General features: G+C 73.6%; 11 protein-coding genes. 8 read left to right on the top strand and 3 right to left on the bottom strand.

All coding sequences use genetic code 11. The features are described 5' to 3' along the window. Positions 1 to 22: 22 nt before the first annotated feature. Positions 23 to 1,624, bottom strand: coding sequence for a PucR family transcriptional regulator ligand-binding domain-containing protein (locus tag AB0K28_RS02025; RefSeq protein ID WP_364363945.1), 1,602 nt, complete (start codon positions 1,622 to 1,624; stop codon positions 23 to 25). 130 nt (positions 1,625 to 1,754) lie between these two features. Between AB0K28_RS02025 and AB0K28_RS02020 the strand changes: the two genes are divergently transcribed. The 8 genes from AB0K28_RS02020 to AB0K28_RS01985 all read left to right on the top strand — a co-directional run bounded on the left by AB0K28_RS02020 (position 1,755) and on the right by AB0K28_RS01985 (position 11,855). Then, on the top strand, positions 1,755 to 2,609 hold the full coding sequence (locus AB0K28_RS02020) for a DUF2877 domain-containing protein (RefSeq protein ID WP_364363942.1): 855 nt from the start codon (positions 1,755 to 1,757) through the stop codon (positions 2,607 to 2,609). Continuing rightward, positions 2,606 to 3,949, top strand: a complete 1,344-nt coding sequence (locus tag AB0K28_RS02015; RefSeq protein WP_364363939.1) for an FdrA family protein — start codon at positions 2,606 to 2,608, stop codon at positions 3,947 to 3,949. The genes AB0K28_RS02020 and AB0K28_RS02015 overlap by 4 nt, the downstream gene beginning before the upstream one ends. A gap of 55 nt (positions 3,950 to 4,004) precedes the next feature. Further along, entirely contained in the window at positions 4,005 to 5,405 is a 1,401-nt protein-coding gene (locus AB0K28_RS02010) for a DUF1116 domain-containing protein (protein WP_364363936.1), read from the top strand. A 256-nt stretch (positions 5,406 to 5,661) separates the two neighbouring features. Next, positions 5,662 to 7,746 (top strand): protein kinase, encoded by a 2,085-nt coding sequence (locus AB0K28_RS02005; RefSeq protein WP_364363933.1) that lies wholly within the window; start codon positions 5,662 to 5,664, stop codon positions 7,744 to 7,746. Between the two features lie 40 nt (positions 7,747 to 7,786). Then, positions 7,787 to 8,359: a TetR/AcrR family transcriptional regulator gene (locus tag AB0K28_RS02000; RefSeq protein ID WP_364363930.1), complete on the top strand. Its 573-nt coding sequence runs from the start codon at positions 7,787 to 7,789 to the stop codon at positions 8,357 to 8,359. Positions 8,360 to 8,411: 52 nt separating this feature from the next. Continuing rightward, positions 8,412 to 9,608, top strand: coding sequence for a Cmx/CmrA family chloramphenicol efflux MFS transporter (locus tag AB0K28_RS01995; protein ID WP_345387192.1), 1,197 nt, complete (start codon positions 8,412 to 8,414; stop codon positions 9,606 to 9,608). Further along, positions 9,605 to 10,423, top strand: coding sequence for an MOSC N-terminal beta barrel domain-containing protein (locus tag AB0K28_RS01990; protein WP_364363927.1), 819 nt, complete (start codon positions 9,605 to 9,607; stop codon positions 10,421 to 10,423). Before AB0K28_RS01995 ends, AB0K28_RS01990 begins: the two co-directional genes overlap by 4 nt. Before the next feature lie 148 nt (positions 10,424 to 10,571). Then, entirely contained in the window at positions 10,572 to 11,855 is a 1,284-nt protein-coding gene (locus tag AB0K28_RS01985; protein ID WP_364363924.1) for an MFS transporter, read from the top strand. Here the strand turns inward: AB0K28_RS01985 and AB0K28_RS01980 are convergent. Both AB0K28_RS01980 and AB0K28_RS01975 read right to left on the bottom strand, forming a co-directional pair. Beyond that, positions 11,812 to 13,233, bottom strand: a complete 1,422-nt coding sequence (locus AB0K28_RS01980; RefSeq protein ID WP_364363921.1) for a serine hydrolase domain-containing protein — start codon at positions 13,231 to 13,233, stop codon at positions 11,812 to 11,814. The two genes, AB0K28_RS01985 and AB0K28_RS01980, sit on opposite strands and share 44 nt — an antisense overlap. Before the next feature lie 99 nt (positions 13,234 to 13,332). Next, positions 13,333 to 14,895 (bottom strand): bifunctional 3'-5' exonuclease/DNA polymerase, encoded by a 1,563-nt coding sequence (locus tag AB0K28_RS01975; RefSeq protein ID WP_345409288.1) that lies wholly within the window; start codon positions 14,893 to 14,895, stop codon positions 13,333 to 13,335. Between the last annotated feature and the right edge of the window lie 9 nt (positions 14,896 to 14,904).

Below are 14,904 nucleotides of genomic sequence, written 5' to 3'. Positions count from 1 at the left end.
GAGCGACCAGCCTAGATGCAGCTCAGATGCCGCGCATGCGCAGCACGTGCAGCGCCAGCGTGAGGTTGAGCCGCAGGTGGGGGTCGTCGGTGAAGTTGCCGAGCAGGCGTTCGAGCTTGCCGATGCGGTAGCGCAGCGTGTTGTAGTGGAAGTGCAGCCGGCGCGCGGTCTCGGCGACGTTGAGGTTGGTCTCCAGGAGCACCTGGAGGGTGCGGCGCAGGTCGGCGTTCTCGGCGTCGTCATCGGAGGCGAGCGGGCCGAGCGTCTCGCGGACGAACGCGTGCAGCTCGTCGGTGTCGTTGACCAGCGACAGCAGCCGGTAGACGCCGAGCTGGTCGAAGTGCGCGACCGCGCCGGGCCCGTGGAGCTGGCGTCCGACGCGGGCCGCCTTCAGGGCCTGCGAGTACGCCTCGGGCAGCATCTCCGCCCCGGGGCTCGGCCGGGAGGTGCCGGTGGAGAAGGTGGCGGGCGGCAGGTCGGCGAAGGCGGAGGCGGCGTCCTTGGCGACTCGGGCGGCGTCGAGCGAGGCGTCCACGACGGCCACGACCTCGTGGGAGAACCCGGCGACCGCGCCCTGCGGGTCGTGCCGCCTGATGGCGGCGGTCCAGCAGGCGACGAGCCGGTCCTGGGCGCTGCGCTCGTCGCCGTCGGGGTCGAGCTCGGCGACGAGCACGGTGACGGGCCTGGCGAGGTTCCAGCCGAAGGCGCGCGCCCTTGAGGTGACCCGCTCGGCGGTGCCGGCCCGTCCGGTGAGCACGTCGCGCAGGAAGTCGGCGCGGTATTTGCTCTCGACGGCGTTGACCGCCTCCTGCCGGGTGACGACGAGCGCGGCGACGGTGGCGGCGCGTTCGAGTATGCCGACGTCGCTGTCCCTGATCGCGCCCGACGGGCTGTAGGCCACGATACGGCCGTGGTGGTGCCCGCCGGCCAGCACGGGCACGGCCGCGAACGAGCGCACCAGGCCGGGCGAAGGTGATGCGGGCGGGCCCTCGTGGGCGATCGACTCGCGCAGGACGGCCACGTGCTCGGCCGGCCCGGCGGTGGCGAGGACGCGGCCCGTGCCGTCGACGGCCGCCACCGACACGTCGAGCAGCTGGGCCACCTCGGCGGTGACCTCGTTGAGCCCGCCCCCGGCCAGCACGACCTGGACGAGCGCCCGGTGCGCCTCCTCGGCGCGGGCGAGCACGGCGGCCTGCCGGTTGAGTATGTCGGTCAGCACCTGGTTGAGGATGTCGTCGAAGCCGACGTCGTTGGGCAGCAGGATGAGCGGGAAGCCGAGCCGGTCGGCCTGCTCGACCATCTCGTCGGGCAGCTCGTCGACGTAGCGGCCGAGCTTGATGGCCAGCGCGGCCAGCCCGCGCTCGTCGAGGTCGGCGACCAGCCGGCCGAGCGACTGGGGCGTGTTGCGCAGCGGGTAGCCGGTGGTCAGCAGCAGCTCGTGCGGTTTGACCCAGGCGAGGATGTCGGGCACTTCCATCACGTTGAGCCGCTGCACGATGCGGCCGAGCCCGCTCTCCCCCGCGATCAGCCGCGCGCCGGCGAGGGTGGACACGCCGAGCACCTCTCCGACGGACACGCCGTGGATGATCGTGCCGGTGCTGGCGAGACGGACGGGGGGCTCCATAGAGCGATTGTGACCCCGGCGACCGTCTGTCAGGAAGAGCCAACCATCGCGCTGACTGTTGGCAAATTTACCCGTACGGAGGGTTCGTCGGCCGTTCTACGGTCAGGTCCAAGGTCGGTTGGGAGGTCCGGTGGCCGTCAGTACTCATGCGCGGCGTACCCGCGTGCACGTCACGGGTGCGGCCAGCACGGCGGTGCGCGCGTTGCTGGAGGCACAGCGGCGTCCCGCGCGGGTGCTCGCGGCGTTCCCTCAGGGCGTGTATCTGGAGGTCAGGACCGAGGTGGAGCCGTCAGTGATCGCGGTGATCACGGGCGAGGCCACCCGGCTCCCGAACTCCGTGCTGCTGGCCGCCCCGCTGCCGCACCTCACGGTGGGTGACGACGCGGCGGTGGGTGACCGGGCGATCGAGCTGGGCCCGCTGAGCCTGACCGTACGCCGGTGGTGGGATCCGGCGCCGCCGCTCGGCGCGGTGGACAGGGACCTGCTGGCGCGGGCCGTGGACGAGCTGACCGAGCCGCCCGGCGCTGGGCTGTCCGGTGACGCCTCGGTGGAGTTGCTCGCGGACAGTTGCGCGAAGGGGTGGCTGCTGGGCGCCGTGACGGCGGCCGAGCGGCTGGTCGGGCTGGGCCCGGGACTCACGCCGAGCGGGGACGACGTGCTGGCTGGGCTGCTGGTGGCGCTGCGGCATCTCGGCAGGGCCGCCGACGCGGGGCGGGCCGTGGGGCTGGCCGACTGGCTGGCGGCGACCGTGACGTACGACGCCCGCACCCGGACGACGCCGATCTCCGCGACCCTCCTGCACTGCGCGGCCAGGGGCGAGGCCAGTCCCGAGGTGCTCGGCGTGCTGCGCGGCCTGGCCGGGCGGCAGGCGCTGGCTCCGGCGCTGCGCCGCCTGCACCGGCTCGGCCACACCTCGGGCAGCGACCTCGCCCAGGGCGTCGGGATCGGCGCGCGTACCGTCCTGTCGCTGGGGGCGGCCGGATGAGCGAGCCGCTGGTGCTGGCGCGGCGGGGGGCGTACCACGACTCGGTGACGCTCATGCGGGTCAGCCGGGCACTGTCGGAGCTGCCCGGTGTGACGGCCGCGATGGTCGCGATGGGCACCGATCTCAACGTCTCGATCCTGCGCGACATGGGTTTCGACGTGCCGGCGGCGGGGCCGTCCGACCTGCTGATCGCGGTACGCGCCGCGGACGCGGACGCGGCTGTGGCGGAGGCTGATCGGCTGCTCGCGGGCACGCACAGGGCCGAGTCCTCGGCGGCGGAGCAGCCGCCGCTGACCACCCGTTCGGCCGCCGCCCGCGACGCGGCGAACCTGGTGCTGGTCTCGACGCCCGGCGAGTACGCCTTCTTCGAGGCCCTGGACGCCGTCGAGGCCGGCCTGCCCGTCATGATCTTCAGCGACGGCGTCACGGTCGCGCAGGAGCGGCGGCTGAAGGAGCTGGCCGAGGCGAAGGACGTGCTGGTCATGGGCCCCGACTGCGGCACCGCCGCGATCGGCGGCGCCGGGCTCGGCTTCGCGAACGTGCTGTCGCCCGGGCCGGTCGGCGTGGTGGCCGCGTCGGGCACGGGGGCGCAGCAGGTGACGTCGCTGCTCGACTGGGCGGGCGTGGGGGTCAGCCACGTGCTCGGGGTGGGCGGAAGGGACCTGTCGGCCGAGGTGGGCGGCCTGTCCACGCGGCGCGCCCTGCGCATGCTGGACGACGACCCGGCCAGCGAGCTGATCGTGCTGGTCTCCAAGCCGCCGTCCCCCGGGGTGGCGCGCGAGGTGGCGGCAGAACGCCTGCGCACCCCCGTGGTGCACGCCCTGCTCGGCACGTCCGGCGGCGATCTGACCACGGCGGCCGAGCAGGTGCTGCGGGTGCTCGGCAGGGCCGTCCCCGAGTGGCCGTCCTGGCCGGCCGCGCCCGGCTCGCGTCCGGCCGCCAAAGCGCTCAAGGGCCTGTACGCCGGCGGCACGCTGTGCGCCGAGTCCGCCCTGCTGGCCGGTTCAGGCGACTTCGTGGACTTCGGCGACGACGCCTACACCAGGGGCCGCGCCCACCCGATGATCGACCCGGCCCTGCGCGTCGAGGCCCTGTCCCGGGCCGTGGAGACGGACGTGGTGCTCATGGACGTCGTGCTCGGCCACGGCGCCGACCCCGACCCGGCCGCCGCGCTGGCCCCCGCGATCGCCCGTACGCCGGCCACGGTGGTCGTCGCCCTGGTCGGCACCGAGGGCGACCCGCAGGACCTGCACCGGCAGGCCGCCGCGTTCCGCGAGGCGGGCGCGTCGGTCTTCGTCTCCAACGCCCAGGCCGCCCGCCACGCCAGGAGCCTGATGTGACCGGGCGGGAGTTCGCTCTGATCGCCCAGGCCGTTCGCCCTGCCAGGAGCCCGATGTGACCCCTCAGCCCGAGACCGTGCCCGGCCTGCTCGACGGGCCGCCCCGCGTGATCACCGTCGGGGCCGGGCTGCTCGACGAGGCGTTGCGGGAGCAGGCCGTGGCGACGGTCCCGGTCGCCTGGCGCCCGCCGCTGCCCGGCACCGAGCAGGCGCTGGCCCGGGTGCTGGCCGATCCGCGCAGGCAGGAGGCCAACGCGGTGGCCGTCGGCCGGCTGACGGCGGCCAGACCGCACCTGGCAGGCGTGCGGCGGGCCTCGGAGATCCTCGAACCCGGCCTGTTCCTGCACGCGGGCCCGCCCATCACGTGGGAGCGGGCGTCGGGCCCGATGCGCGGCGCGCTGATCGGCGCGATGCTGCTGGAGAGCCTGGCCGCCGACGAGGAGGACGCCGCCGACCGGCTGGCGGCGGGCGCGGTCGAGCTGCGCCCCTGCCACGAGCACGGGGCGGTGGGCCCGATGGCGGGCGTGGTGAGCCCGTCGATGTGGCTGTTCGAGGTGCACGACGCCGAGCACGGCGGCACCGCGTACTGCTCGCTGAACGAGGGCCTGGGCAAGGTGCTGCGGTACGGCGCGTACGGGCCCGAGGTGCTCGACCGGCTGCGCTGGATGGACCAGGTGCTCGGCCCGGCGCTGGCGGGGGCGCTGGAGCGTACGGGGCCGATCGACCTGCGCGCGCTGATCGCGCAGGCCCTGCAGATGGGCGACGAGCTGCACAACCGCAACCGCGCGGCCACCTCGCTGCTGCTGCGCGAGCTGGCTCCCGCGATCGTGGAGGCGGCGCCGGGCGACGCGGCGCAGGTGCTGCGCTTCATCAACGGCAACGACCACTTCTTCCTGAACGCGGGCATGGCCGCGGCCAAGGTCAGCACCGACGCGGCGCGCGACGTGCCTGGCTCGTCGCTGGTGGTGGCGATGGCGCGCAACGGCACCGATTTCGGGGTGCAGGTGTCGGGGCTGGGCGGGCGCTGGTTCACCGGGCCCGCCGGGGTGCCGCACGGGCTCTATCTGGGCGCGTACGGGCCGGACGACGCGAACCCGGACATCGGCGACTCGACGATCACGGAGACGTCGGGGCTCGGCGGTTTCGCGATGGCGGCGGCGCCGGCGATCGTGCGGTTCGTGGGCGGCGAGGTGGCGGACGCGGTGCGGGCCACCCGGTCGATGTACGAGATCACGCTGGCCGAGCATCCCGCCTACCAGATTCCCGGCCTCGGCTTCCGCGGCACGCCGGTGGGGATCGATGTGGCGCTGGTGGCGCGGACGGGGCTGCTGCCGGTGGTCAACACGGGGATCGCGGGCCGGGTCGCGGGCACCGGTCAGGTCGGTGCCGGCCTGGTGGAGCCGCCGGTGGAGGCGTTCACGAGCGCCCTCCAAGCCCTGTCCGTTTTGGGTAAGTGATCCATTTTAATCCCTATATTTCTGCACGTCAGGATTGTTGTCAGACAATGTCACCTTCCCTTGTGCATTCCCCGCCGATATCGTGACGATCCTCCATAATCTGCAAGTAGCGTGAGAACGCACGTGACGGATGAGGCGAGATGGGGGCGGGAACATGGCAGCCGACCGCTTGCTCAGCGGACCCGGCCCAGAGGGGGGTGCCGCGGGGGGCTCTTCGCAGAGCCAGGGGCGCCTGATCGGCAGACGCTACCGGCTGATGTCGCCCGTGGGCAGGGGCGGCATGGGCATGGTGTGGCACGCGCACGACGTGCTGCTCGACCGTGACGTGGCGGTCAAGGAGCTGATCCTGCCGTACGGGCTGGACGACGCGGGCAAGCAGGTGGCGCACCGGCGCATGCTGCGCGAGGCCAGGTCTGCCGGGCGGCTGACACACCCGGGCATCGTGACCGTGCACGACGTGGTCGAGGAGGACGGCCGGCCCTGGATCGTGATGGAGCTGGTCCGCGCGTGGTCGCTGGAGCAGGCCGTACGCCAGAGCGGCCCGCTGCCGGTGGTCCAGGCGGCCGAGATCGGCATCCGCGTGCTCGACGCGCTCAGGCACGCGCACGCGCACGGCATCCTGCACCGCGACATCAAGCCCGGCAACGTGCTGCTGACCTCGGACCGGGTGGTGCTGACCGACTTCGGCATCGCCGCCATAGAGGGCGACGTGACGATCACGCAGACCGGGCTGCTGATGGGCTCGCCGGCGTACATCCCGCCCGAGCGCCTGTCCGGCCAGCCGATCGGGCAGGCCGCCGACCTGTGGTCGTTCGGCGCCACCCTGTACGCCGCCGTCGAGGGGCGGCCCCCGTACGAGGGGCCCGACCCGGTGGCGGTGCTCGGCTCGGTGCTGACCCAGGAGCCGATCAGGCCGCAGCGGGCCGGCTCGCTGCTGCCGGTGATCGAGGGCCTGCTGCACAAGAACCCGAACGAGCGGCTGACCTCCGAGCAGGTCATGGAGATGCTGGAGGCGGTGCTGCGGGCGCACGGCGCGCCCAGGCCGCGCACGCCCGAGACGCTGCCGAGCCCGACCGACTCGACGCCCGCCAACCTGCTGCCGCCGCTGGAGCCGCCGTCGGGGCCGATGCCGTCGCGCATCGTGGAGACGCCGTCGGGGCCGGTGCGGGTGCCGTACGACCCGATCACGAGCCCGTCGGGCGGCCATTCGATGCCGTACGAGGGCATGTCGAGCCCTTCGGGCAGCCACCGCACCGACCAGCTGCCCCCGCTCCCCCGCGCCGACGAACCGGCCGGCGGCGCCTCTGGCCCGTACGACTCGCTGGCGAGCACCTCGGGCCCGTACGACTCGTTCGCGAGTTCGTCAGGCCCGTACGACTCCCTGGCCGGTTCGTCCGGCCCCTACGACTCGCTCGCGAGTTCGTCGAACCCGTATGACGCGCTGCGCAGCTCGTCCGGCCCGCAGCCGCCCTTCGGCGCGCCGCCTCCCGGCCGCGGCATCGACGACGACCTGGACACCGGCACGGGCCCCAGGCCGCAGCCGATCCTCCCCCTCACCACCGACAGCCGCACCTCGGCCGCCACCCCGTGGCCCCTGGCCACCCCCGACGACCTGCGCGAGCAGTCGCGCAGCCTGTCCAGGGACGTCGGCAGGGGCAGCCTGACCTCGCTGCCTCCTGCGGGGCCGCGTACCGGGAAGAGCCGGCGCAGGCCGGAGGAGGACGAGGGGCCTTGGGTGCGCGGCGGCCGCCCGACGCCGCTGACGATCGTCAGCGCGCTGGTGGCGGTGGCCGTCGTGGCGGGCGCGGCGGTGCTCATCCTGACCAGCGGCTCAGGCGAGACGCCGCCGGCCGCCGCGCCGTCACCGGCGAGCGCCGCGGCCGAGCAGGCGAGCGAGCCTTCACCGGTGCCGAGCGGGTTCGAGGAGCTCACGGGGCCCGGGTTCACCGCCGCCCTGCCGAAGGGCTGGAAGCTCGCGGTCGCGGGCGACGTGGCGACGTTCAACGGGCCGAAGGACTCGAACATGCGGATCGTGGTCGAGAAGGCCGCCCCGCAGGACGACGGCGGGCTGGCCGAGCTGGGCGAGCAGGAGGCCCAGGGCGGCAGGGAGAACTACATCCAGGTACGGCTGCAGGCCGTGAAGTACCGGGGCACGCAGGCGGCCGACTGGGAGTACACCTACACCACGCCCAACGGCATCCCCATGCACGCCCTGACCAGGTACGCCGCGCTCGGCGGCACGTCCGCGTACAAGATCGTCTTCGACCTGCCCGACCTGCACTGGGACGACCAGGCGGAGACGAGGAAGGTGTTCCTGGACACGTTCCAGCCGAACGCCTGACGTATTGCATCGGTCGTTCCAAAACGGTAGCGTGCCGGTCATGGCACGGCCGAGGAAGTTCGAGGAGGACAGGGCGGTCGAGGCGGCCATGCGCGCGTTCTGGGACGCGGGCTACGAGGCCACCTCGACGCAGGACCTGTGCGCCGCGACCGGCCTCGGCCGCAGCAGCATCTACAACACGTTCGCGAGCAAGCACGACCTGTTCGAGCGGGCGCTGCGCCACTACATGGACGTGCACAACGGCTCGCTCGCCGAGCTGATGGACGCCGACCTGCCCATCAAGGAGAAGGTCAGGACCGTCCTGTGGTGGGCGGTCGAGCCCGATCCTGAAGAACCGGCCGGCTGCATGGTGGTCAACGCCAGCATCGAGCTGGCGCCCCACGACTCGGTGATCGCCGAGGTGCTCCGCCGCGACGAGGCGAAACGCATCGAGCTGCTGAGGACCGGCATCGAGGCCGCGCGCATCCGGGGCGAGCTCGGCCCTGAGCACGACCCGCTGGCCCTGGCCAGGTTCGTCGCCGCCACGGTCAACGGCCTGCGGGTGGCCGAGCGAGGCGGCGCGGACCGGGGGGCGCTCGAGTCGATCGCGAACGTCGCGCTGACCGTCTTCTGATCTCTTCATGCCCGCATTTTGTACTGATCAATCTAAAACAAGGAGGCCCGCCATGCCCTTGGCGGTCTACATCCTCGGCCTGTCGATCTTCGCGCAGGGCACGTCGGAGCTGATGCTGGCCGGGCTGCTGCCCGGCATGGCCGCCGACCTCGGCGTGTCCATCCCCGACGCGGGCCTGCTGATCTCCGCGTTCGCCCTGGGCATGCTGGTGGGCGCGCCCCTGCTGGCCGTCGCGACGATCCGGCTGCCCCGGCGTACGGTGTTGCTGTCGTTCCTGGCGATCTTCGCGTTGTCGCACGTGGCGGGCGCGCTGACGGCCGACTATGCCGTGTTGTTCGCCACCCGCGTGGTGGGCGCCTTCGTGTACGCGGGCTTCTGGGCCGTGGCCGCCGCCACCGCGATCGGCCTGGTGCCCGTCAACGCCCGCGCCAAGGCGATGAGCGTGCTGGCGGGCGGTCTCACCGTGGCCACCATCCTCGGCCTGGCCGCCGGCACGGTGATCGGCCAGCACCTGGGCTGGCGGGCGGCGTTCTGGGCGGTCGCCGGGCTGTCGGCGCTGTCGGCGATCGGCGTGCTCGCCACCATCCCCGGCGGCCGTCCCAAGACGGAGGGCGCGCCGAGCGTGACCACCGAGCTGCGGGCGATCGCCAGGCCGCGGCTGTGGCTCGCGTACGGCGTCACCGCGCTGACCACGGGCGCGCTGCTCGCCACCTTCAGCTACCTGAGCCCGCTGCTGACCGGCGTCACCGGCATCGACGAGCCCTGGGTGCCCGCCGTCCTCGCCCTGTACGGCGCCGGCTCCCTCATCGGCATCACCATCGGCGGCAGGATCGGCGACGCCCGGCCGTTCCCGCTGCTGTTCACCGGCGTCGTCGGTCTCGTGCTGACCTCGGCCGCCCTCGCCCTGTCGGCCGAGGTCGCCGTGCTGGCCATCCCGCTGATCTTCCTGCTCGGCGCGTTCGGCTTCGGCACCAACCCGGCGCTGAACGCCCGCCCCTTCGCCCTCGCCAAGAACGCCCCGACGCTGGCCGCCGCCTTCAACGTGGCCGCCTTCAACGTCGGCATCACGGTCGGCCCCTGGGTGGGCGGCCTGATGATCAGTGCCGATCTCGGCTACGCCTCCGTGGCCTGGACCGGCGTCGCGATCGGGGTCGTCGCGCTGGCCGCCGCTGCGCTGTCGGCGGCCCTGGAGCGCGGCGGAAATCCCCTTCGGAAAACCCACGAAGTGGAGATACGGTCTGCCGCATGAAGCTGGCGAGCATCTCGTACTATCCGGTCAAATCCACCACTGGCCATGAGGTGAGCGAGGCCGACGTGCTGCCGTGGGGGCTGGCCGGCGACCGCCGCTACCTCGTGGCCGACGAGCAGGGCCGCACCTTGACCGCCCGCGTCGAGCCCCGGCTGCTGGCCGTCGTCCCCATGCTCGACGGCGACGCGCTGACGCTGACCGGCCCGCACGCCGAGCCGCTGCGGGTGGCCCCCTCCGCCCGGCTGTCCCCCGTCACCTTGTGGGGCAGCGACATCGAGCTCACCGACTGCGGCGACGCCGCCGCCGCGTGGCTGACCTCGCTGGTGGGGCGGCCGGTGCGGCTGAAGTGGCTGGACGACCCCAGGCGGCGGCCCGTCGATCCCGCGTACGGGCGGCCTGCCGACCGGGTCAGCCTGGCCGACGGCTACCCGCTGCTGCTGACCTCGGCGGCCTCGCTCGCCCGGCTCAACGACTGGATCGCCGAGGACGCGCTCGAACGCGGCGCCGAACCGCCCGCGCCGCTGCCCATGCGCAGGTTCCGGCCGAACGTGGTGGTCGACGGCGTGCCGTCGGAGCCGTTCGCCGAGGACGGGTGGAAGCGGCTGCGGATCGGTGAGGTGGAGTTCAGGGTCGCCAAGGGGTGCGCGCGGTGCGTGCTGACGACCATCGACCCCGACACGTACGAGAAGGGCAAGGAGCCCATCAGGACGCTGTCGCGCTACCGCAAGCGCGAGGGGAAGACCTGGTTCGGCGTCAACCTCATCCCCGACGCCCCCGGCCGCATCGCCGTGGGCGACCGCGTCACCATCCTCTGACCCCCGCTCACCCCGCAAGAGACGCGTGGCCCCCATCCCCGACGGCCCCATCCCCGACGGCCCTGTCGCGACCGCCGTCGGGGATCGGCCCGATCAAGGCGCACTGTCCTCTATGGGGTGTTGTTAGGGGTTATGCGAGACTTCACGGGTGACCAGTGCCCCCACACAGTCCGCCTCGTCCCCTCCTGACCGGATCGCCCGCGTCCAGCGCCGTACGCTCGCGGTGCTGTCCGCGGCGCAGATCGTGGGCGGCGTGGGCGTCGCCGTCGGGCTGGCGCTCAGCTCCGTCGTCGTGGACGAGCTGTCCAAGTCGACGGTGATCAGCGGCTTCGCCGGCACGGCCACGGTGCTCGGCGCGGCGCTGCTCGCACTGCCCACCGCCAGGGCAGCGGGCCGCGGCGGCCGGCGGGCCGGCCTGTCGCTGGCGTACGTCGCCGCCCTGGCCGGCTGCCTGGTCTCCGTGCTGGCGATCAGCCTGGGCACGTGGCCGCTGCTGCTGGCCGGGCTCGTCCTGGTCGGCGGCGGCAGCGCGGGCAGCCTGGCGGCCCGCTACTCGGCCACCGACCTGTCGCCGCGCGACCGCTCGGCCCGGCACCTGTCGCTCGTCGTGTGGGCCTCCACGATCGGCTCCGTCGCGGGCCCCAACCTCGCCAAACCCGCCGACCAGATCGGCATGCGGCTCGGGCTGGTGGAGAAGGCGGGGCCGTTCGCGTTCGCGGCGCTCGCCTTCGGCCTGGCGCTGCTCGTCATCCTCGTCCTGCTGCGGCCCGACCCGCTCGTACTGGCCCGCGAGGTGCACGGCACCCGCGAGGAGAGCAGGGGACGCCGGGGCACGATCCGCACCGCCCTGCAGACCCTGCGCACCACCCCGATGGCCCGCCACGCCCTCGTCATGATCGCGGTCAGCCACACGGCCATGGTGTCGGTCATGTCCATGACCCCGGTCAAGCTGCACCACGACGGCTCGAACCTCGACGTCATCGGCCTGGTCATCAGCCTGCACATCGCCGGCATGTACGTGCTGTCGCCGGTCGTCGGCTGGCTGGCCGACAAGGCGGGCAAACTGCCGGTGCTGGTGCTCGGCATGGGCCTGCTGCTGAGCGCCGCCGCGCTGGCCGGCACCGCGGGGCACCGGGTGTGGCAGGTGACGGCGGCGCTGGTGCTGCTCGGCCTCGGCTGGTCGTGCGGCCTCGTGGCCGGCTCGGCGCTGGTCACCGAGTCGGTGCCGCTGGAGCGGCGGACCGCCGTCCAGGGCCTGTCCGACCTGCTGATGAACGTCTGCGGGGCCACTGGCACCATCATCGCGGGCGCCATCGTCGGCCTGCTCGGCTACGGCGTGCTCGGCCTGGTGGTCGGCATCATGGTCGCGGTGTCCGGCCTCTGGCTGGTCACCGTCTGGCGCCGCTCCACAGGCGAGCGGCGATCACGGTGAGCCCCGCTGCGGCGGCGGTCACCAGCCAGATCATGAACGTCGGGTAGAGGTAGGCGAGCTGGACGAACGCGGCGTCGCGCCCCCGGGCCAGGAAGCGGTGCACCGGCTCCAGCGTCGCGCACAGCACGAGCGGGGCCAGGTAGGGCACCAGCCGCCACCGCTGCCACCCCGTGCGGCGCGCGGCCCAGCGCCGGGCGCGCACGGTGCCGCGTGCCGCCAGCGCGACGGTCGCCAGGGTCAGCAGCGCGAAGAGCGCGTCGGTGACGAGCATCGGCCGGCCGCCGGGCACCCGCGGGGTGCCGCCCTCGACGATGGTGACCAGGCCCCTCATCAGGGTCTCCGCGTCGGAGAAGGCCATGCCGGTGTTGGCCATGACGGCGATGCCGTATCCCGGGCCGGGCATCACCACCTGGTAGGCGGTGGAGGTGAACAGGTCTCCCCCGTGTTCGAGCACGGGGGTGCCTTCGTCCGTCGTGCCGAGCTGCCAGCCGAGCGCGTAGTCCGTGTTCTGCTCGGAGCCCGTACGCATCTCCTCGACGCCCTGCGGGGACAGCAGGCCGGGGAGACCGGCGTTCTGCGCGATCAGCCACCTGGCCATGTCGTCGGCGGTGCTGATGACGCCGCCTGAGCCGTTGCCGAAGGCCGTGGGCTCCGGCAGGGCGACGGCCCGGCCGAGGACGTACAGGTGGCCGCGAGCGGTGCCGGGCAGGCCCCGGTCGGTGTCGATCGTCGTGGTGCGGCGCATGCCGAGGGGCTCGAAGACGTGCGCGGCGAGATGATCCGCGAACGGCCGGCCGCCGACCACTTCCACGAGCCGGGCGGCGACCTGGTAGTTGGTGTTGTGGTAGCTGAAGGCGGTGCCGGGGTCCGCGGCGAGCTTGGCCGTCCTGAGCCGGGCCACCGCGCCTCGCAGGGTGTCCGGCTGGGGCAGGCTCTTCTCGCGGAAGGCCGTGTCGGCCATGCCCGAGGTCTGGTCGAGCAGCATCCGTACGGTGATCTTCCCGGCCCTGGGATCGGCCATCGTGAACTCGGGCAGATAGCGGCGCACCGGCTGGTCGAGGGCCAGCTTGCCCTGCTCGGCCAGCCGCAGGACGGCCAGGGCGGTGAAGGACTTGCTGACCGAGGCCACCGCCATGGGGGTGGCGGCGGTGACGGGCTCGCCCGTGGCGGTCTCCCCGTACCCGGCGGTGTGGACGACCTCGCCCTTCCTGGTGATCGCCACCGCGACGCCAGGCAGGCCGGTGGCCGCCCGGTGACGCTCGACGTAGGCGTCGACCGGCGCTGGGACCGATGCTGGGACCGGCGCTGGGACCGGCGCTGGGACCGAGGTGACGGGGACGAAGGTGAGGCATAGGGCGGCAAGCACGGTTTTGAGCACCTGCCGACGCTACGGAGGCCCCTTGTCCCCCGCCATGGTGAGAAACCGCCGCGTTCGTTACGGGAAACCGTAGCCGTGTCACGGGAAACCGTAGCCGTGCTATTTGGCGTCGGCGTAGCAGCCGACCGCGACCGTCTCCATCGGGAAGCGCACCGGCGTGTGCCCGAACAGCAGCCGGGTCGCCTCGGCCGCCGCGGCGGCGATCGCCGCCGTCACCTCCTCGGCCTGCTCGGCGGGGCAGTGCACCATCACCTCGTCGTGCTGGAAGAACACCAGGCCGGCCGGCTCGGGCAGCCGCCCGCGCAGCACGGCGAGCAGCGCGAGCGCCCACTCGGCGGCCGTGCCCTGCACCACGAAGTTGCGGGTGAAGCGGCCGCGGTCGCGGGCGGCCCGCACGCCCTCGGGCCCGGACACCAGCTCCTTCCACCGCTCGGACGGCGGCGGGCTGGTGCGGCCCAGCCAGGTGCGTACGGTCCGCCCTTCCTCCCCCGCCTTGGCCGCGTCTTCGACGAACTGGTACGCCTTGGGGAAGCGCTGCCGCAGCACGGCCAAGAGGCGCGAGGCGTCGCCGCTGGTGCCGCCGTACATGGCGGACAGCATCGCGATCTTGGCGTTGGCCCGCTCGCCGCCGAACGACCGCGCGAGCGCGGAGTAGAGGTCGATCTCCCCCGCCGCCTCGGCCAGCCGCCCGTCACCGGCCATCGCGGCGAGCACCCGCGGCTCGAGCTGGGCGGCGTCGGCCACGACCAGCACCCACCCGTCGTCGGCCAGCACGGCCTGCCGCATCACCTTCGGGATCTGCAGCGCGCCGCCGCCGTTGGTGGCCCACCGCCCCGACACCACGCCGCCGACCACATATTCGGGACGGAACCGCCCGCCGTGCACCCACTGGTCGGCCCACGCCCACCCGTGGGCGCTGTGCAGCCGCGCCAGCTCCTTGTACGCCAGCAGCGGCGCCACGGCCGGATGCTCGATCTGCTTCAGCTCCCACTGCCGGGTCGTCTTCAGCGACACCCCCGCGCCCTTGAACGCCTTGACGATCTGCTGCGCGGAGTCGGGATTGACCGGATGGCCGAACGCCGCCGCCACCTCGTCGGCCAGCGCCTGCAGCTTGGCCGGCCGCATGCCGTGGACGGGACGCGGCCCGAGCAGCTCGGTCAGCAGCGCGTCGTGCACGTCTTTGCGCCACGGCATGCCCTCGTGCGTCATCTCGGCCGCCACCAGCGCGCCCGCCGACTCGGCCGCCACCAGCAGCCGGAAGCGGCCCGGCTCGGGCAGCGCGGCGATGCGGCGCAGCTGGTCGTCGAGCACCTCGGCGACCAGCTCGGCGGAGGGCGGCTCGGGCGCGAACAGCGTGCCGGGCTCGTTCGGCCGCTCGTCGGGCACCGGCAGGCCGTGCAGCCTGGCGTGGGCGGCCCTGGCCGAGCGCGGCTCGCGGTGGCGGCCCTCGTAGGCGAGCAGCAGGCCCTCGGTCAGCGCGAGGTCGTGGCAGCGCGCGACCCGCACGCCCTCCTCGACCAGCGGAGGGTACGCCTCACGCGTGTCGGCCCACACCCACCGGGGCGCCTGGCCGGCCTCCAGCTCGCGCACCGCCTCCGCCAGGCCGGCCGGACGGCTCGGCGCGCCGCCGACCGGCAGCACCCTCTCGCCCGCGACCACCACGTACACGTG

The organism is Nonomuraea sp. NPDC049504 (genome assembly GCF_040676845.1).
Taxonomy (GTDB): domain Bacteria; phylum Actinomycetota; class Actinomycetes; order Streptosporangiales; family Streptosporangiaceae; genus Nonomuraea; species Nonomuraea salmonea.
Note: the sequence above shows the minus strand (reverse complement) of the source record. Positions and strands in the feature narration are given on the sequence as shown.